This window comes from Roseateles microcysteis, from assembly GCF_036880965.1.
Taxonomy (GTDB): domain Bacteria; phylum Pseudomonadota; class Gammaproteobacteria; order Burkholderiales; family Burkholderiaceae_C; genus JAUASW01.
The window spans coordinates 312975-329401 of record NZ_JBAJMV010000006.1; the positions used below are offsets into that span (position 1 = coordinate 312975).

General features: G+C 66.5%; 17 protein-coding genes and 1 pseudogene. 12 read left to right on the forward strand and 6 right to left on the reverse strand.

Annotation, left to right across the window (positions count from 1 at the left end; genetic code table 11):
• Positions 1–124: 124 nt before the first annotated feature.
• From V3596_RS18105 to glmU, 5 genes and pseudogenes are all read left to right on the forward strand, one after another.
• Positions 125–1018 (forward strand): annotated as a pseudogene (locus V3596_RS18105) (NAD(P)/FAD-dependent oxidoreductase); the annotation flags it as partial.
• Between the two features lie 81 nt (positions 1019–1099).
• Complete coding sequence (locus V3596_RS18110; protein ID WP_334279342.1) at positions 1100–1468, forward strand: dihydroneopterin aldolase; 369 nt, start codon at positions 1100–1102, stop codon at positions 1466–1468.
• Between the two features lie 7 nt (positions 1469–1475).
• Positions 1476–2423: a tRNA 2-thiocytidine(32) synthetase TtcA gene (gene ttcA, locus V3596_RS18115; RefSeq protein WP_334279206.1), complete on the forward strand. Its 948-nt coding sequence runs from the start codon at positions 1476–1478 to the stop codon at positions 2421–2423.
• A gap of 68 nt (positions 2424–2491) precedes the next feature.
• Complete coding sequence (locus tag V3596_RS18120) at positions 2492–3091, forward strand: DUF4136 domain-containing protein (RefSeq protein ID WP_334279207.1); 600 nt, start codon at positions 2492–2494, stop codon at positions 3089–3091.
• A gap of 89 nt (positions 3092–3180) precedes the next feature.
• Entirely contained in the window at positions 3181–4581 is a 1401-nt protein-coding gene (gene glmU, locus V3596_RS18125) for a bifunctional UDP-N-acetylglucosamine diphosphorylase/glucosamine-1-phosphate N-acetyltransferase GlmU (protein ID WP_334279208.1), read from the forward strand.
• Here glmU and V3596_RS18130 read toward each other — a convergent pair.
• A complete protein-coding gene (locus tag V3596_RS18130) occupies positions 4574–5416 on the reverse strand; it encodes a phytanoyl-CoA dioxygenase family protein (protein WP_334279209.1) in 843 nt (280 codons plus the stop codon). The genes glmU and V3596_RS18130 overlap by 8 nt on opposite strands.
• Before the next feature lie 87 nt (positions 5417–5503).
• Here V3596_RS18130 and V3596_RS18135 point away from each other — a divergent pair, with 87 nt between their 5' ends.
• Positions 5504–6034, forward strand: a complete 531-nt coding sequence (locus tag V3596_RS18135; RefSeq protein WP_334279210.1) for an SRPBCC family protein — start codon at positions 5504–5506, stop codon at positions 6032–6034.
• Positions 6035–6043: 9 nt separating this feature from the next.
• Here V3596_RS18135 and V3596_RS18140 read toward each other — a convergent pair whose 3' ends face one another.
• The 3 genes from V3596_RS18140 to V3596_RS18150 form a co-directional block, all read right to left on the reverse strand.
• On the reverse strand, positions 6044–7465 hold the full coding sequence (locus tag V3596_RS18140; protein WP_334279211.1) for an acyl-CoA thioesterase/bile acid-CoA:amino acid N-acyltransferase family protein: 1422 nt from the start codon (positions 7463–7465) through the stop codon (positions 6044–6046).
• Positions 7466–7698: 233 nt separating this feature from the next.
• Entirely contained in the window at positions 7699–8568 is an 870-nt protein-coding gene (locus V3596_RS18145) for an amidohydrolase (protein WP_334279212.1), read from the reverse strand.
• Positions 8565–9425 (reverse strand): transposase, encoded by an 861-nt coding sequence (locus V3596_RS18150; RefSeq protein WP_334279213.1) that lies wholly within the window; start codon positions 9423–9425, stop codon positions 8565–8567. Before V3596_RS18150 ends, V3596_RS18145 begins: the two co-directional genes overlap by 4 nt.
• A 120-nt stretch (positions 9426–9545) precedes the next feature.
• Here V3596_RS18150 and V3596_RS18155 point away from each other — a divergent pair, with 120 nt between their 5' ends.
• The 5 genes from V3596_RS18155 to V3596_RS18175 all read left to right on the forward strand — a co-directional run bounded on the left by V3596_RS18155 (position 9546) and on the right by V3596_RS18175 (position 12688).
• Positions 9546–10460, forward strand: coding sequence for a DUF808 domain-containing protein (locus tag V3596_RS18155; protein WP_334279214.1), 915 nt, complete (start codon positions 9546–9548; stop codon positions 10458–10460).
• Positions 10461–10566: 106 nt separating this feature from the next.
• Complete coding sequence (locus V3596_RS18160; RefSeq protein ID WP_334279215.1) at positions 10567–11283, forward strand: hypothetical protein; 717 nt, start codon at positions 10567–10569, stop codon at positions 11281–11283.
• 10 nt (positions 11284–11293) lie between these two features.
• A complete protein-coding gene (locus V3596_RS18165; protein WP_334279216.1) occupies positions 11294–11533 on the forward strand; it encodes a hypothetical protein in 240 nt (79 codons plus the stop codon).
• A 10-nt stretch (positions 11534–11543) separates the two neighbouring features.
• The gene (locus tag V3596_RS18170; RefSeq protein WP_334279217.1) at positions 11544–12167 is read left to right on the forward strand and encodes a UPF0149 family protein; all 624 of its coding nucleotides are present in this window, start codon (positions 11544–11546) and stop codon (positions 12165–12167) included.
• A gap of 26 nt (positions 12168–12193) precedes the next feature.
• Positions 12194–12688, forward strand: a complete 495-nt coding sequence (locus tag V3596_RS18175; protein ID WP_334279218.1) for a YgjV family protein — start codon at positions 12194–12196, stop codon at positions 12686–12688.
• Between the two features lie 398 nt (positions 12689–13086).
• On the opposite strand, the gene V3596_RS18180 is transcribed toward V3596_RS18175, so the two are convergent.
• Positions 13087–15747 carry a S9 family peptidase gene (locus tag V3596_RS18180; protein WP_334279219.1) on the reverse strand — a complete coding sequence of 887 codons (2661 nt, stop codon included), beginning with the start codon at positions 15745–15747 and terminating at the stop codon, positions 13087–13089.
• Between the two features lie 121 nt (positions 15748–15868).
• Here V3596_RS18180 and V3596_RS18185 point away from each other — a divergent pair, with 121 nt between their 5' ends.
• Complete coding sequence (locus V3596_RS18185; RefSeq protein ID WP_334279220.1) at positions 15869–16165, forward strand: hypothetical protein; 297 nt, start codon at positions 15869–15871, stop codon at positions 16163–16165.
• A 6-nt stretch (positions 16166–16171) separates the two neighbouring features.
• Here the strand turns inward: V3596_RS18185 and V3596_RS18190 are convergent, their stop codons facing one another.
• Positions 16172–16384 (reverse strand): heavy-metal-associated domain-containing protein, encoded by a 213-nt coding sequence (locus V3596_RS18190; RefSeq protein WP_334279221.1) that lies wholly within the window; start codon positions 16382–16384, stop codon positions 16172–16174.
• Positions 16385–16427 lie beyond the last annotated feature (43 nt).

A 16427-nucleotide genomic window follows, 5' to 3' on the forward strand; every position in this document is an offset into this window, starting at 1 on the left:
CTCCGCCCCTGCGCGTCGCCATATTTGCGGCGTCCCTCACGCGTCCTGCATTGTCCCAGAGGGCAAATCCCGCCCAGCCTGGGATAATTCAGGGTTTTCCTCTGCCCCCCACGACCTTCGCCCCATGCCCGACACCCTGCCCCCCACCGTGGATTGCGCCGTCATTGGTGGCGGTCCGGCCGGCTGCAGCGCGGCGGTCTGGTTGGCGCAGCTGGGCCTGTCCACCGCCCTCCTGGAGCGCAGCGGCCGGCTCTGCGGCAGCCTCTCGACCTTGCGCTATCCGCAGGACTGGCTGCTGGGCCACCCCGGCGAGACGCTGGCCGCCCTGGGCGAAAGCTATGCCGCCCACGTGGAGAAGCTGGCGCAGATCCACACCGGATTGAATGCCCGGCTCGATCATCTGGACTGGCATGCCAGCGAAGGCTGGACGCTTTTCCTGGCCGGCGGCGAGTCGCTCAAGGCCCGCAGCCTCTTGCTGGCCACCGGCCTGCAGCCGCGCCGGCCCGAGCCGCTCTACCCGCAGCGGCCCCGCAGCCCGAATGTGCTGGATTCACTGGAACTGACCGAACGCCGAGAATCACTGAGACCCGGCCGCACGCTCTTGCTGGGCGGCGGCGACAACGCGGTCGAGAACGCCCTGTACCTCAGCGCCCGGGGCCACCAGGTGACCATCTGGTCGCGCAGCGACTGGCGGGCGCAAACCCATCTGATCCAGCAGCTCGACAACGACGCCGGCATCGAGCGCCGCCCAGCCAACCCGATGCCGGCAACGGTGGAGATCGAAGGCGACAAGCTGCTGGTTCGCTCGAAGCAATTCGGCGACGAGCTTTTCGACCATGTGGCCGTGCTCCTGGGCTACGAGCCCGAAGCCAGCGCCTGGCTGCAGGTGTCTGACGCCTTGCAGCGTGCCGGCGTCACCGCCCCTTCCCACCCCTTCCGCGACGAACCACGCTTTGCCGCGCTGGGCCTCTTTGTGGCGGGTGACACCAGCGGCCGCCAGCACCCGAGCGTGCAGACGGCACTGGGCGATGGCGTGGTGGCAGCCAAGCAGGTCGAGAACTTCCTGCGCCCGCTGGCCGAGAGCCAGCCGCCGCTGGCGCTGCGCCGCAACAACCGCCAGGTGATCCACATCACCGGCCTGCGCTTCGGCGCCAACCTGGGCGTGCTGGACTTCGAGCGCGAAGGCCCGCAGCCGATCCAGGTGGACGCCGAAGTGAACCTCGGTGCCCAGACCATCGTTTCGCGCGATGCCGACATCGGCCATGTGCTGGACTACCGCCGCGTGCGCCAGATCATCATCGACGAGTGCACCGCCGAACACACCGACCTGCTGGAAGCCTTGCTGGGCAAGCTCTGCACAAGGCTGATGAAGCTGCACGGCGTGGTGGGCGTGCGCATCAAGGTGTGCAAACTCGAAATCTTCCCCGACTGCCAAGTCGCAATTTCGGCCGAATGTGGCCAATGGTGAACACGCTATGACGACGACCGAACTCCTGAGCCCCGTTGATGCGGTGGCCGCCGAAGCCTTGGCCGCAGAAAAAAAAGCTGCGCACGAAATCAACAAGCTGTCCAAGCGCCTTCACCGCCAGGTGGGCCAGGCCATCACCGACTTCAACATGATCGAAGACGGCGACAAGGTCATGGTCTGCGTCTCGGGCGGCAAGGACAGCTACTCGCTGCTGGACATCCTGATCAACCTGAAGCAGCGCGCGCCGATCAAGTTCGACATCGTGGCCGTCAACCTCGACCAGAAGCAGCCCGGCTTCCCGGATGAAGTGCTGCCCGCCTATCTGAAGTCGCGCGGCGTCGATTTCCATATCGAGACGCAGGACACCTACTCCATCGTCAAGCGCCTCATCCCCGAGGGCAAGACCACCTGCAGCCTGTGCTCGCGCCTGCGCCGCGGCATCCTGTACCGCGTGGCCGGCGAACTGGGCGCGACCAAGATCGCCCTGGGCCACCACCGCGACGACATCGTCACCACGCTGATGCTGAACATGTTCTTCGGCAGCCGCATGAAGGGCATGCCCCCGAAGCTGGTCAGCGACGACGGCAAGAACGTCATCATCCGGCCGCTGGCCTATGTGCGCGAGCCCGACCTGGTGCGCTGGGCCGAGCATCGCGAGTTCCCCATCATTCCGTGCAACCTCTGCGGCAGCCAGGAGAACCTGCAGCGCGTGCAGGTCAAGGCCATGCTGAACGACTGGGACAAGCGCTTCCCTGGCCGCATCGAGAACATGTTCACCGCCATGGGCAATATCGTCAGCTCGCACATGATGGACCGCAATCTCTATCCGTTCACGACCATCAAGGCCACCGGCACGCCGATGGAAGGCGGCGACATCGCCTTTGACGAAGACGAGGCCTGCGGTACGCCGGCACCGGCGATGGGCGTGATCAGCCTGCAAAGAGACGTCGCCTGAAACATTGGTAAACAAAAGGGCAGCCCGGAGCGTTCACAATGGCCTCACACAATGACTTGGAGGCCACGATGAAAATCCAACGACGTCTAGCCCTGGCCGCCCTGCTGGGCGCCACGGTCCTCGCCGCCACCGGCTGCAGCGGCGTGTACACCCTGACCAGCGATGTGGCCACCTATGGCGAATGGCCGGCCGACCGCAAGGCCGGCAGCTATGCCATCGAGCGCATGCCCTCGCAGAAGGGCTCGACGGAGCGCGATGCCCTGGAAGCCGCCGCCCGGGCCGCACTCGAGAAGGCCGGTTTCACGGCGGCCGCCGATCCCAAGAATGCCGAGTTCCTGGTCGCTGTCGGTGCCCGCTCGACGCTGACCGAATACTCACCCTGGGACGACCCGCTGTGGCGCCACTGGCGCATGAACTGGCGCTACGGCCCGCCGAGCCGCATGTTCTATGGCCCCTTTACCTTGCGCGACCGCAGCTATGAGCGCGAAGTCGCCCTGCTGGTGCGCGAACGTGCCACCGGCCAGGCGGTCTACGAGGCCCGGGCCCAGAGCGACGGCCTCTCGGTCGGCGACGACAAGGTCTTCGGCGCGATGTTCCAGGCGGCGCTGACAGACTTCCCGAAAGCCAATGAGAAGCCGCACCCTGTTTCGGTGACGATCCAGCGCTGATCCAACAAGGCGCGCGCAGCGTTCGCGCACCTTGTCGGCGCGGCATGCCGTGATAATCGCGGCTTTTCCTCCAACAGGAATCGCCGCGCATGTCGTCGTCTTCGCTCAACATTGTCATCATGGCCGCAGGCAAGGGCACGCGGATGAAGTCCGCCCTGCCCAAGGTCCTGCACAAGCTGGCTGGCCGCTCGCTGCTGCAGCATGTCTTGCAGACCAGCGTGGGCCTGGGCGAGGCACGCCGCATCGTCATCACCGGCCATGGCGCTGAAGCCGTCGAAGCCGCGGTGGCGGCACCGGCGCTGCGCTTCGTGCGCCAGATGCCCCAACTTGGCACCGGCCACGCCGTACAGCAAGCCGTACCGGCACTGGACGATGAAGCCGCCGTCACCCTGATCCTCAACGGCGATGTGCCGCTGATCCGCACCGAGACCGCAGCCAAGCTGGTCGAGGCCTGCCAGGGCGGCAAGCAGCTCGCTCTGCTCACGATCGAGCTGGCCGACCCGAGCGGCTATGGCCGCATCGTCCGAGACGGCTCCGGTGGCGTGCGCGCCATCGTGGAGCACAAGGACGCGACACCTGAGCAGCGCCAGATCCGCGAGGGCTACACCGGCATGATGGCCGCGCCCACCGCCGCGCTGAAGCGCTGGCTGGGGCTTCTTTCGAACGACAACGCCCAGGGCGAGTACTACCTGACCGACATCGTCGCCATGGCCGTGGCCGAGGGCCTGCCGGTCGCCGGCATCGCCGCGCCGAACGAAACCGAGGTGCTGGGCGTCAACAGCCCCTTGCAGCTTTCCGACCTGGAGCGCCGCTTCCAGCGTCAGCAGGCCGAAGCGCTGATGGAAGGCCATGGCACCCGCCTGGCCGACCCGGCGCGCTTTGACCTGCGCGGCGAGCTCACGGTGGGTTCGGATGTCGAGATCGACGTCGGCTGCGTGTTCGAAGGCCAGGTCACGCTGGGCGACAACGTCAAGATCGGCGCCTACTGCGTGATCCGCAACGCCACGATTGCCGCCGGCGCGCGCATCCATGAATTCACCCACATCGACGGCGAGAAGGCCGGTGGCGCCAAGGTCGGCGCTGGCGCCCTGATCGGCCCCTTCGCCCGCCTGCGCCCGGGCGCAGATCTCGGCGACGAGGTCCACATCGGCAACTTCGTCGAAGTGAAGAACTCGACCCTGGCCAAGGGCGCCAAGGCCAATCACCTGGCTTATCTGGGCGACGCCACCGTGGGCGAGCGCGTCAACTACGGCGCCGGCTCCATCACTGCCAACTACGACGGCGCCAACAAGCACCGCACGGTGATCGGCGCCGATGTGCATGTGGGCTCCAACTGCGTGCTCGTGGCCCCCGTCGAGATCGGCGCTGGCGCCACCATTGGCGGCGGTTCGACGATCACCAAGCCCGTGGGTGCGGGCGAGCTGGCAGTGGCTCGCGGCAAGCAGGTTGGGATCGCCGGGTGGGCACGGCCGACCAAGAAGGCTAAGTAAAGCCGCGCACAGGCAATTCATCGCCCCGCTGCAACCAGTTGCGCGGCGAGTAGGCACTGGCCGCATCGGTCACGTGCAACGTGTACGCATGCCGCGAAACTGACGAGCGGTTCGGCGCGCTGTAGTGCGGCAGCAGGCCATGGAACAGCACCAGCGTGCCCGCCGCAGCCTCCAGCGGCACCGCGCCATAGTCCGGCCCCGGCCAAGGCGTCGTATCCAGCGTTTCCATCTTCACCTGCCGGCCTTCGCGCACAAAGCGCTCACGCAAGGGCCCGCGGTGGCCGCCCGGCTCCACCCACAGGCAGCCGTTCTCGCGCGTGGCTTCTTCCAGGGCGAACCAGAACGTGGTCACCGTGATCGGATCGCTGTCGAAGAACGAGGCGTCCTGGTGCCAGCGCACCTCGCCGCCAATGCCGGGCTGCTTGAAGATGTACATCGACTGCCAGACCTGCGGCTGGGTAAGCCCGAGGTCGCGCGCCACGGCGGCCAGTTCAGGCCCGTGCGAGAACTGCTCGAACACCGGGTCGAGGTCGTGCAATGCATGGCCGATCTTGTTGATCGCGAGATGCTTGGGCACGCGCAGGCGGCCTTGCTCGTCATGCGCCTCCTCCTCGAAGAAGCAGCGCACCTCGGTGGCTGAATCAAGGAAGTAGTCGTCGACCTTGCGGTCCTGCTCCTGGGTCGTGAAGACCGGGCGGTTCTCGCTGGGGTCGAAGGCCTCGACGATCTGGCCGGCGCGTTCGCGCACGGCGGCAATCGCGGCGACCGACTTGAAACCGGGCAGTACCAGATAGCCCTGCTCACGAAACTGAGCTTGTTGTTCGATTGACAGCATGAGGCGAAGTCTAGGGTCTGTTCGCATTGCGATGAAGAGACCCTGGCGCGAAGCTGCCGGCCACCCAGATGCAAAGGAGCAATGCTCATGAAAGCTCTCAAGATCCTTGGCCTGATGGTGCTGGCCCTCGCGGCCGTGCTGCTGGTTGGCGGCATGCTGATCTCGTCCAAGTACAAGGTCCAGCGCACGGTCAGCATCAAGGCCGCACCGGACAAGGTCTATGCGCTGGTGGCCAATCCGCGCATGTGGAAGCAATGGAGCGTCTGGAACCAGCGCGACCCGGCCATGACGATCGAGTACAGCGGCCCCGAATCTGGCCCTGGCGCGGTCTGGGCCTGGAAGAGCAAGAGCGAAGGCGATGGCCGGATGAGCTTCACCACCGCCGAGCCGCCCAAGCGCGTGGGCTACGACCTTTTCTTCCCCGACTTCGAATCCACGTCCACCGGCGAGTTCCGCTTCGAGCCGCAAGGCGAGACGACCCAGGTCACCTGGAGCATGGAGGGCGACATGGGCAAGAACCCCTTGATGCGCTGGTTCGCCCTGTTCATGGACGGCATGATCGGCAAGGACTTCGAGGGCGGCCTCGCCAACCTCAAGGCCCTCGCCGAGAAGCAGTGAAATTGCGCTTCAGAGCGCCAGCGTGCGCTTGAGAAAAGCGATCATGCGCGGCCAGGCATCGCCCTGGGCGCGGGCATCGGCCTCGGGCGAGCCGCCCATCTTCATCGGGCCGGCGTTGTGCATCGTGGTCGGCGCATAGCCGCTGCCGACGATGGCGTGGCCGGCACCCTCATAGACCAGGGCCTCGGTCGGCAAGCCCTTCTCTGAGCGCTTGGCCGCGATGGCGCGGGCCATGCCGCCGGAGTCCCACATCTGGTCGTCGGTGCCGGCAATCAGCAGGACCGGGCCGGCGTACTGCTCGACCGGGATGCGCGCCGCGACGGCACGTTCGGGGTTGGCAGCACGGCCCTTGTCCTGCGGGCGCCGCACGATCACCGGCGCGCCCGTGGCGAAGCCGGCGAACTCCTTCTGAAAGTCCTGGTACGGCACGAAGGGCAAGGCCTGACCCTTCCAGGCGAAAGACGGTTGGTTGGCCGCCGAGCTGTTGGACGAATCCCAGCCTTCCCAGACCACGTCGGTGGGTACCACGGCGACAACGCTACGCAGCCACGGCATGCGTGCAGCTGCCGACAAGGCGAACTCGGAGCCCTTGGAGACACCGTAGACCGCGATGCGCGAGCCATCGACCTCGGCCTGTTTCTGCAGCCAGTCTCGCGCCTGCTCCAGGCGGCTCAGCTCGATCATCGCAAAGCTGCGCGGCAGCTCCGGCAGTTCCGGCGGCTGCGGGCCGGTCGCACCCCAGCGGCCCGGCGAGTAGTAGGGCAGGGAGAGCGCGGCAAATCCTCGTGAGGCGAGATCGTTGGCAATGCCGCCGGCCATGCCGGCGCCGCCTTCCGAGCCCCCCAGCACGATGACCACCGGCAGCCTGGCCCCTGCCTTGGCGGGCAGTACCAGTTGCGCACCGGCCATGCCTTCGACCGAACGGCGCTGCAGGCCTTCGACGACCGGGCGCAGCAGCAGGCGCTGCTCGGTCAACACGGACTCGGCACCATCGGCCGCAACGCTGATGGCCTGTATCAGGACCTCGCCTGCAGGCGCCTCACGCAGCTGCCTGGCCAAGGCTTCATCGACGCGCGCCGGCTTCATCGCCCAGAACAGGCCGCGGCTGTCCGCACCGCTGTAGCTTCCGCTGCGCGGTGCCTGGCTGGCGGTATCGATGCGGCCATTGGCATCGGCCACAAGAGTAGCTTCGGCGCGAAAGACCTGGGCGCCCATGTAAGGGCTTCGCACGACCCGCAGCGTGCGCAGGCGGACCTCGCTGCCCGGCTTGAGCTGGCTCACCGCCAGGCTGACCGGTTCGCCTTCCAGCACCTCGCGGCCGGGCTTCAGCTCGATCTGCTGCGCCAGGGCGGAACCTGCGATGGCCGCGCATGCCGCAGCGGCCAGCAGGGTCAGCACCGCCTTCTTCATCTTCATTGCTGTCGTTTGCATCGTCGTCTCCTCGGTTGGGTTTGGGATGGGACGAATGCTAGGAAGCGCATGGGCCGAGGGCGAATGCCGCCCGACGATTCGACAGCCTGGGCGATGAATCGCCAGCGCTGCCGCATTTTTGGGCACGGCAAGAATCTGCTTGAAGGATCAAGGACTTGGCTGCGCTGTGGGCAGCTTGCCCACGATCTTGTCCACAGGCTGTGGGGACATCCCCGGGACCGTCACCCGCGTCCTCAGGGCTCGGGCAGAGCGAACATACGCTGGCCATTGCCCCAGGCAATGCGCTGGGCGGCAAGGGGCGGCAGGTCGGCCAGCCAGCGGCGGGCTTCCTGCATCAGGCCTTCGTACTGCGGCCAGCGCGAAGGTGTCCAGGTGTCGGAGCCGATCAGGAAGCGCTCGCTGTGCTGGCTGAGCAGCTCTCGCCATTCGGCACTGAGCCGGCCTTCGCCCACGGTAAGGCCGGGCCTGTAAGACAGCTCGCCCATCAACTGCGGATAGCGCGCCAGCAGCTCGCGCACCCGCTTGACCGGGGTGCCGCCAATGCCGGTATGGGCCCAGATGAGGCGGGCCTGCGGCGCGTGGGCCATCAGCTTGTCTATCGCGTCATCGTCCACATGGGCCAGCACCCAGAGGCCCCGCTCGACGCTGAGCTTCATCAGCGAGCGGGCGACTGGCCCGTCTGCATTGGCGCTTTCATAGAGATGGAACTCGCCCAGGCCGCGAAATGGTCCGCTGGCGGTGCCGCGCGTGAGCTCCTCCAGCACCATCTGGTGAATGCTCGCGTCGGCAAACCAGCCGGTGTAGTCGGCCCGGTTTCGGTAGAGCCGCACAAAGGGCACGACCGTGATGCCCGCCTCGCGCAGCGCGGCACTGGCGGCCAGCTCGTGCGTGCCGGCATTCGGCCGGCTGTTGGCCAGCACAGCGTGCACGCCAGCCCTCTTCAAGCGAGCGAGCACATCCGGCAACGGGTGCTCGCCCTCCGAAGCCTCGACATTGAAGTGCAGATGGGCGTCGAACAGCGGGCCCGAATACGGCTCCGCGGCCCGAGCAAGGCCGCCCAGCATCAAGGCGATGACGGCGATGGAGAGCCAGCGTTTGCTCATCCGGCACCGCGCTCGACACCTTTGATCAGCCGGCTGATCCGCGAGACCGACAGGCCCAGCTCGCCAGCCAGCGCCGTCATGGAGATGCCGCCCTCGGTGTGCGCGCGGTAGAGCGCCTGCTCGCGCGAGCCGCAATCGCCCAGCCACTGCGCAAAGCTGCGCTGGCGGCCGGAACGCGGCAGCTCGGCGCCGCGGCGACGCTGGCGCGTCATCGCCTGCATGCGCTCAGCGAACTTGGCGTCGCCAAGAAAGATCTGCTGGCGCAAGTGGCCTTGCCAGAGGTCCAGGTTGGGGTCGGCGGCCAGCAGCCTGGCATAGCGCTCGGCTGCGCGCCGGTGGTCGGCGCTGCTCAGGGCCGGCCGCTCCAGCAAGTGGCTGTGCAGGCCGTCCACATCCAGCCAGGCCGGCGGTTCGGCCAGACCCAGGTGGGCGCGGCAACTGGACCAGGGCCAATCGGCTGCGCTGCGCACCAGGCCCACCCGCTGCGGGTTCAGTTCCACATAGCGGCAGGCATCGAGCAGCAAGGCCTCCCGGTCCACCAGCACCGCCTTGAAGCGCCCCTGGAACAGATGGCCGCTTGTGCCGTGCCGGCGGTTGTAGCCCTGGGTGTAGACGCCGTTGATGTGGCGCATCAGGCGCGATAGGTTCGCCTGACGGGTGAACAGCAGCAGGTTGAATTGGTCGGGCATCAGGCAGAAGGCCAGCACCTGCGCATCGAAGCGCTGCATCGCCTGGCCGAGCACGGTCAGCAGCGCCTGGCGGTCGATATCGTCCACGAACACCGCTTCGCCGGCTTCGCTGCGCGAACAGACGTGGTAGACAGCGCCAGCGAATTCGATGCGTGTGGGACGTGCCATAAGGCAAATTAGGCGAGCCCAGGGCAAAAGGCAAGGCTTGACCCCCGCAGGCACAAGGCCTGGGATCGGGTACAAACTCGCCTCGACGCATTTGTCACCACCCGTTTCCAAGGATTCCGCATGGCCTCCAGCCTGCTCGCACTTCTAGACGACATCGCCACCACGCTCGACGACGTGGCCCTGCTGAGCAAGGTCGCGGCCCAGAAAACCACCGGCGTACTGGGCGACGACCTGGCGCTGAACGCGCAGCAGGTCACCGGCGTTGCCGCAGATCGCGAGCTGCCCGTGGTCTGGGCTGTCGGCAAGGGCTCGATGCTCAACAAGGCCATCCTCGTGCCCGCCGCGCTGGCCATCAGCGCCTGGGCGCCATGGGCGGTGACGCCGCTGCTGATGGTGGGCGGCGCCTATCTGTGCTTCGAGGGCTTCGAGAAGCTGGCCCACAAGTTCCTGCACAGCGAGGCCGAAGAGAAGGCCGAGCACGACGCGCTGACTGCAGCACTGCTCAACCCCAAGGTCGACCTGGCGGCCTTCGAGAAGGACAAGATCAAAGGCGCGATCCGCACCGACTTCATCCTGTCGGCCGAGATCATCGCGATCACGCTGGGCACGGTGGCCACGGCCTCCTTCACCACGCAGGTGCTGGTGCTCACAGGCATTGCCGTGGTGATGACGATCGGCGTCTACGGCCTGGTGGCAGGCATCGTGAAGATCGACGACCTTGGCCTGTGGCTGAGCCGCAAGTCTGCGGCCTGGAAGCAAAGCCTGGGCCGCGGCCTGCTGGTGGCAGCGCCCTGGCTGATGAAGTTCCTGTCGATCGCCGGCACGGCGGCCATGTTCCTGGTCGGCGGTGGCATCCTGACCCATGGCGTGCCGGCGCTGCACCATGCGATCGAATCCCTTCAGGCAGCCATGGGCCCGGCAGGCTGGCTGGGCGGCCTGCTCGGTGACGGCCTGGTGGGCGTGCTCGCAGGTGCGCTGGTACTGGCCGGCGTGAACCTCGTCGGCCGGCTGCGCGGCGCCGCAAAGAAGGACTAAAGTCAGCTGATCCCGCCCGACCGGGCGCTGCGTATGAGCAGTCTTTGATCATGAAGGAGGCAGCGATGAATGCCCGCATGGCCCTGAGTCCGGACGAGGCGCAGCGATGAGGCGATTGCTCGTCACTCTGTTGCTGACAGCCGCTGCAGGCTCGGCAGCCGCCGATGCCTACGACTACGTGGTCACGCCCTACTTCGGCAGCAGCCGCCCCTTGGTTCGCCTGGGCTGGGGTGCTGCCGACAAGCGCGAGATCAGCAGCAGCGGCCAGTCGCTGGCCGTGGGCATCGCGCCAACGTCGAACTGGTACACCGAAGCCTGGGTCAGCTGGAATCGCGACAACGGGCGTGCCATGTCCTACAACGGCTGGTACCTGACCAACCAGTTCGCGCTCGGCAGCAGCGCGCGCAGCGACTGGGCGCTCTACACCAGCATCTGGAAGCCCGACTTTGCCAACTCGGGCTGGACCTGGTCGATAGGCCCGATGTTCCAGTACGCCGGTGACGGCTTCGACCTGAACGTCAACGTCTTCATCTACAAATGGCTCAGGCCTGGCCGCTACCTGCCGGCCGAGCTGCAGTACCAGGCCCAGATCAAGACCTTGCTGGCCCCAGGCTGGGAATGGGGCGTGCAGGCGCTGGGCGAAACCGGCCCGGTCTCCAACCCGCATCGTTTCGGGCTGCAGGAGCATGTGCTGGGCCCGGCGCTTTTCGGCCACATGCCTTATGCCGGCGGCAGCCTGCGCTGGGACGCGGGCCTGCTTTTGGGGCTCAACAAGGAGTCGCCCAGGGCGCAATTGCGGGCCCAGCTCGGCTACCAGTTCTAATAGAGGCCTTATGAAGATTCACAACGTCGAAATCCAGAAGTTCAAGGCTGCCTCGAACTCCCCCCACGGCCAGGTCATGCTCAAGATGGATGCCCTGATCACGCCCAGGGCGCCGGTCGAGGGCATCGAGCCCAGTTCCATGCTGATCATGACCGAGGCCAATGCCCGCGTGCTGATGGCCTTGCTGAAGAGCCAGCTGCTGCAGTTCGACGCCACGAAACCCAAGAGCCGGCACGGCCGACCTGGTTGAAAAGCCCCCCATGGAATATCCCCAATACCGCCCGCAGCAGGCCGACCGCCTGCCCCTCACCGATGCCGAGCTCGAGGCGCTGGACGGCCTCCTGATGGAGCTGCCGACCGACGCCGCGATGAATATCGAAGGCCTGGACGGTTACCTGACCGCCCTGCTGCTGAGCCCCCAAGCCATCGAGGAGCTGCCCGGCGCCGCCTGGCTTCCCGCGATCTGGGGCGGCGATGGCGCTGAAGACCCTGCACCGTTCAAGAGCGGCAAGCAGAAGAAGCGCGTCGTGCTGCTGACGCTGCGCCACCTGCATTCGATCGCCTGCCAATTGCGCGAGGCGCCCGACCGCTGGGAACCGATCTTCAGCGTCGCCGAGAAGGGCGATGCCGAAATGATCGACGCCGAGGAATGGAGCATCGGCTTCTTGACTGCCGTGGACATGAACCCGCAAGCCTGGGCGCCGCTTTTCGACGACGCCGAAGCAGGTGTGCTCCTGGAGCCGATTGCCCAGCTGGGCGGCGACGAGTCGCAGCTCAGTGACGAAGAGCGCGAGGAGCTGGGCGACCCGACCGTGCGCGACGCCTTGAGCCGCTCTGTGGCCGAGTCAGTGCCGGAGCTGTTCGCGCGCCGCTATCCCGCCTGAACGCGGCCTGATCCCCCAGCGACAAGATGGCCGACTGGCTGAGCCCGGCCCAGTTGCTAGGCTATCTTGCATTCGCGCTGGGCCTGGCCTGCTTCGCGCAGAAGGACGACCTGCGCTTCAAGCTCTTCATGGCCGGCGAATGCGCGGCTTATGCCTTGCATTTCTGGCTCCTGGGCGAACCCACGGCCGTGGCTTCCACGCTGGTGTCGCTGGGCCGCTCGCTGGCCTCGATCAAGAGCCGCTCGGCTGGGGTGGCGCTCATCTTCATCGGCCTGTCAGCGGGCCTGGGCCTGTGGCTGTTCCAGGGCTGGGCTTCACTCCTGCCAATCACGGCCTCCATCATCGGCACCAGCGCACTGTTCTTCCTGCGAGGGCTGCAGATGCGACTCCTGATGCTGGTCGGCACGGGCCTTTGGGTCGCCAACAACCTGCTGGTCGGCTCCATCGGCGGCTCCCTGCTGGAGCTGACGCTGCTGGCCACCAACAGCTGGACGATTCTGAGGATGCGGCGGCAGGCTTGATTGCAGGGCGGCTTGCGGCACGTAGCAGCCGTTCGCGTTGAAGCTCGTTCGCGCTGCCGAGGCCATCGGGTGAGGGCTTGTGCTCCTGTCCCCCGGACCGGGCTTCGCCCGATCCTCCTCCTTTACCTCGCCCAAACCCTCACCCGACGCCCTCGGCCGAACCTGCGCCTGCCACCCGGCGCAGGCCACGGTGGTGCGGATCAGGACGGCAGTGGGTGCCCCGCAGCGAAGTAAAGGAGGAGGCCGAAGGCCGGGGGACATGAGCGAAGGGGCGCCCGCTGCTGGCCTGATCTTCGACCGACCAAGGCGCAAAAACGAGCGGCAGCTAAGTGCCGCTAGCCGCCGGCCCGGATCGGCAGGCAAAAAAAGCCCGGCATGTGCCGGGCTTTCTTCTTTCATCACTTCACAGCGCCCAGATGGTCGAGCCAGAAGCGCTCGTACTTGCGGTGCCAGCCGGCCGGCTTGACCGCGCCGCCCATGCCGTGCTCGCCGTCCGGATCGAGGAAGAGCTCGACCAGCGATTCCTTGCCCGTCACGAGCAGCTCGCGGTAGACGTTGACCGTGTCCTGGTACAGCACGTTCGGGTCCTGCATGCCGTGCACCAGCATCAGCGGCTTCTTCAGGTGCTTGGCCATCGGCAGCAGCGAATACTTGCGCAGATTGGGCTTCGTGCGATCCACCTTGCCGATCGTGCGGCCGCTGTACCAGCTGTTGTAGTTCTCCCATTCGGTCGGGCCGGCACCGGCAATGCCGGCGGCATACAGATCGGGCTTGCTGTACAGCGTGTACTGAGTCTGGAAGCCACCGAAGCTCCAGCCGTTCAGGCCGATGCGGGCGCCATCCACGCCGAGATTGGCTGCGATGTACTTGTGCAGGTCTTCCAGGTCTTCCGCCTGCGGCAGGCCGACCTGCTCGAAGTTGGCGCCCGAGAAGCGGCGGCCGTAGTTCGAGTGGCCGCGGGTGTCGACAGCCACCGTCACGTAGCCATGCTTGGCCGCCATGTACATGCCGAACATGTAGCCGGTAGGCTGGAAGCTGTCGGTCTCGACCGTGTGGCGGTCGTTCAAGGGGCCGCCGTAGACGTAGACCACGGCCGGGCGCTTGTCGCTGGCCTGCCAGCCGGCGGGCTTGAACCAGTAGGCATGCAGGGTGTCGCCATGGCGGTTCTTGAAGCTGAAGCGCTCGGGGCGCATCACATCCACCTTGGACCAGGCGGCGTCATGGCTGTCGGTCAGCACCTTGGGCGCTGCGCCGACCTTCAGCAGCTTCAGCTCCGGGCGCTGGGCCCAGTTGCCGGCCATGGCGGCGACCTGCGTGCCGTCGTAGGAAGCGACCGCGTTGCGGTGGTAGTCGGGTGCGGTGCCCAGGGCCTGCATGCTGCCGTCGGCCAGGTTGACCTTGTAGACGTTCATCGCCGCCAGGTCGTCCTTGTTGGACAGCACCAGCATGCTCTTGCTGTCAGGCGTGAAGCCCAGCACCTGGTGGGCTTCGAAGTCGCCCTTCACGAGGGCCTTGAGTTCGCGCTTGGCGATGTTCCAGCCATAGGGCTGGCGCCAGCCGGCTTCGTCCATGGCCACGACCAGAGTCTGGCCATCGGGCGTGAAGCGCGGGCTGATGACGCTGACCACTTCGTGGCCCACGTCGCCGCGGCGCTCGATCACCACTTCGGGCTTGGCCGTTTCGCTGGCCGAGCCCAGGTAGACCTTCAGCAGTTCCTTCTCGCGCTCCCAGGTGGCGAACGCATAGCGCTTGCCGTCCTTGCTCCAGGCCACAGGGCTCATCTCGAACCAGACATCGCCACCCGGATGCGTGAACACCGGTGCGGGCTGCTTGGAAGGGGCAGCATCGCCTTGCGGCACGGGGCGGATGTAGAGCGCCGCGGCCTGCACCATGCGCTTGTCGTCCGACACTTCGCGGTCCACCTTCTTGGCGGCGGCGAAGCGCTCGCCGTAATTCATGATCTCCACCTGGCGGCCCGGCTTCGGCGCAGGCTTGCCCTCTTCGCCCAGCGGTGCCAGCGCAGTCAGAGCCATCCAGCGGCCGTCTTCGCTGATCACGGTGTTCGCGATCTTGTACTTCTTGTCGGCGTCGTCCGGATGGATCAGCTCACGGTTCAGCACTTGCACGCCACCCGAGGCGAAACGCGAGCGCAGGACGCGGCCTTCGTCCATGTAGACAAAGCCCTGGTCATCCGGCGTGTAGGCCACGATGCGCAGATTGCGCTGCGTGCCCAGCAGCGGCTGGATACGCTCGGACCCGGCCACCCAGCGGAACAAGGCACCGCGGTACTGGAAGATCAGCTCGTCCTTCTCATTGGCCCAGACGATCTGGCGCACGCCGGGATAGAGGTCGCCGGCCTTGAGCTTGTTCTTGGCAAGCTTCTTCTTCAGCTCGTCGCGCCATTCCCAGGATTCCTTCTCGATGGCCTTGGCAGCGGCGGCAGCAGGCGCGCTTGCAGCGGAGGCAGGCGCCTCGGCAGGCGCGGGCTTGCCGGCGCGCTTGGCGGCCAGCGCCGCCATGGCGCGCTTCTCGGCGTCGGCCTCAGCCTTGTCCGCCGCCTTCTGGGCTTCGTCCTTGGCCTTCTTCTCGGCGAATTCCTTCTTCAATTCCTCGATTGCCGCCTTTTCCCATTGCTCCAGGTCCACCTTCTCGCCACGCAGATAGGCGGCATAGGCTTCTTCACGGGCCTGGCGCTCGGCGTTTTCGCTGTTGCGCTGCTTCAGCTTCTTCTCGAAACGCTCAAGATCCTCGGGCGCGTCGTAGGCGGCCATCAGGGCCGGCGAGGTCAAACGAAAGGTCTTGCCGGTTTTGTTGTCGAATACATGCAGGTCGCCACCGGGTTCACGGTAGGGGGCCCAGGCATAGGCCAGGTAGCGGCCACTGTGACTGAAGCCAGCGTCGCGCGCGGCTTCGCCGCGGTACGACTCGGCGCGGAAGACTTGCTCCAGCGTCAGGTTGGGTGCCGCCACCGGGGCAGCATGGGTCAGCGAGGCGCCGATCAGCGCGGCCGACAGGGCAATTGCCAGGCAGCTGTTGGCCACCAGTTTCCGTGTCTTCAAGTCAGTCTCCTACCTTCCGCCCCGGTTCAGGGCAGGGCGCATTGTAGAAAGACCTCGTAAATCCCCTGTGCGGGTTGCGCGCATATGCGCGACACTTGGCCGTCAACCCCTAACCTCGACCATGCTGCCCAAGCCAGTCGCCGCCCTCGGCCTCATCGTCTGCCTGCTGATGGCCCTGCACATGATGCTGGGCCCGGTGCGGCGTGCACGGTTCGATGCCTGGCTGCGCGAGATGCGCGACCGCGCGCACAAGCTGCTTGATTTCCGTGGCCGCCGTCGCGAAGCTCGACGGGCCCGCGCCGAAACCGATTCGCTGATCCGCCGCGTCAAGGCCAGCAATCCGCTGCCCGAAGGGGACTGGGACGACAACGTGTTCCGCCCCAAGCAGTTCGAGGGCGACAAGCGCAAGCTGCACTGATCGGTGTCAGGCCGGCGCAGGCGGATACCCTGCCTCGGCAAGCGCCGCCGCGAGCTCGGCGCGGCTCTTGCTGCTGCCCTGCACCTGCAGGCCGCGGGCCTCGCGGTCGAACGTCAACCGCGCTTGCGCATCCAACTCGCCCAGCGCCTCGGTGATGGCGGCCACGCAATGACCACAGCTCATGTCCGGCAGCTTGAATTGCTCGACGGTCGATTCCATTTGTCACTCCTCAAGACAGGTCTATCAGTCGCAGCTTATCCTG

Coding starts and splice junctions, on each gene's coding strand:
- V3596_RS18175 (WP_334279218.1), top strand. CDS start 12,194: ATGGCCGACTGGCTGAGCCCGGCCCAGTTGCTAGGCTATCTTGCATTC.
- V3596_RS18135 (WP_334279210.1), top strand. CDS start 5,504: ATGAAAGCTCTCAAGATCCTTGGCCTGATGGTGCTGGCCCTCGCGGCC.
- V3596_RS18155 (WP_334279214.1), top strand. CDS start 9,546: ATGGCCTCCAGCCTGCTCGCACTTCTAGACGACATCGCCACCACGCTC.
- ttcA (WP_334279206.1), top strand. CDS start 1,476: ATGACGACGACCGAACTCCTGAGCCCCGTTGATGCGGTGGCCGCCGAA.
- V3596_RS18150 (WP_334279213.1), bottom strand. CDS start 9,425: ATGGCACGTCCCACACGCATCGAATTCGCTGGCGCTGTCTACCACGTC.
- V3596_RS18190 (WP_334279221.1), bottom strand. CDS start 16,384: ATGGAATCGACCGTCGAGCAATTCAAGCTGCCGGACATGAGCTGTGGT.
- V3596_RS18170 (WP_334279217.1), top strand. CDS start 11,544: ATGGAATATCCCCAATACCGCCCGCAGCAGGCCGACCGCCTGCCCCTC.
- V3596_RS18165 (WP_334279216.1), top strand. CDS start 11,294: ATGAAGATTCACAACGTCGAAATCCAGAAGTTCAAGGCTGCCTCGAAC.
- V3596_RS18120 (WP_334279207.1), top strand. CDS start 2,492: ATGAAAATCCAACGACGTCTAGCCCTGGCCGCCCTGCTGGGCGCCACG.
- V3596_RS18160 (WP_334279215.1), top strand. CDS start 10,567: ATGAGGCGATTGCTCGTCACTCTGTTGCTGACAGCCGCTGCAGGCTCG.
- V3596_RS18140 (WP_334279211.1), bottom strand. CDS start 7,465: ATGCAAACGACAGCAATGAAGATGAAGAAGGCGGTGCTGACCCTGCTG.
- glmU (WP_334279208.1), top strand. CDS start 3,181: ATGTCGTCGTCTTCGCTCAACATTGTCATCATGGCCGCAGGCAAGGGC.
- V3596_RS18145 (WP_334279212.1), bottom strand. CDS start 8,568: ATGAGCAAACGCTGGCTCTCCATCGCCGTCATCGCCTTGATGCTGGGC.
- V3596_RS18130 (WP_334279209.1), bottom strand. CDS start 5,416: ATGCTGTCAATCGAACAACAAGCTCAGTTTCGTGAGCAGGGCTATCTG.
- V3596_RS18185 (WP_334279220.1), top strand. CDS start 15,869: ATGCTGCCCAAGCCAGTCGCCGCCCTCGGCCTCATCGTCTGCCTGCTG.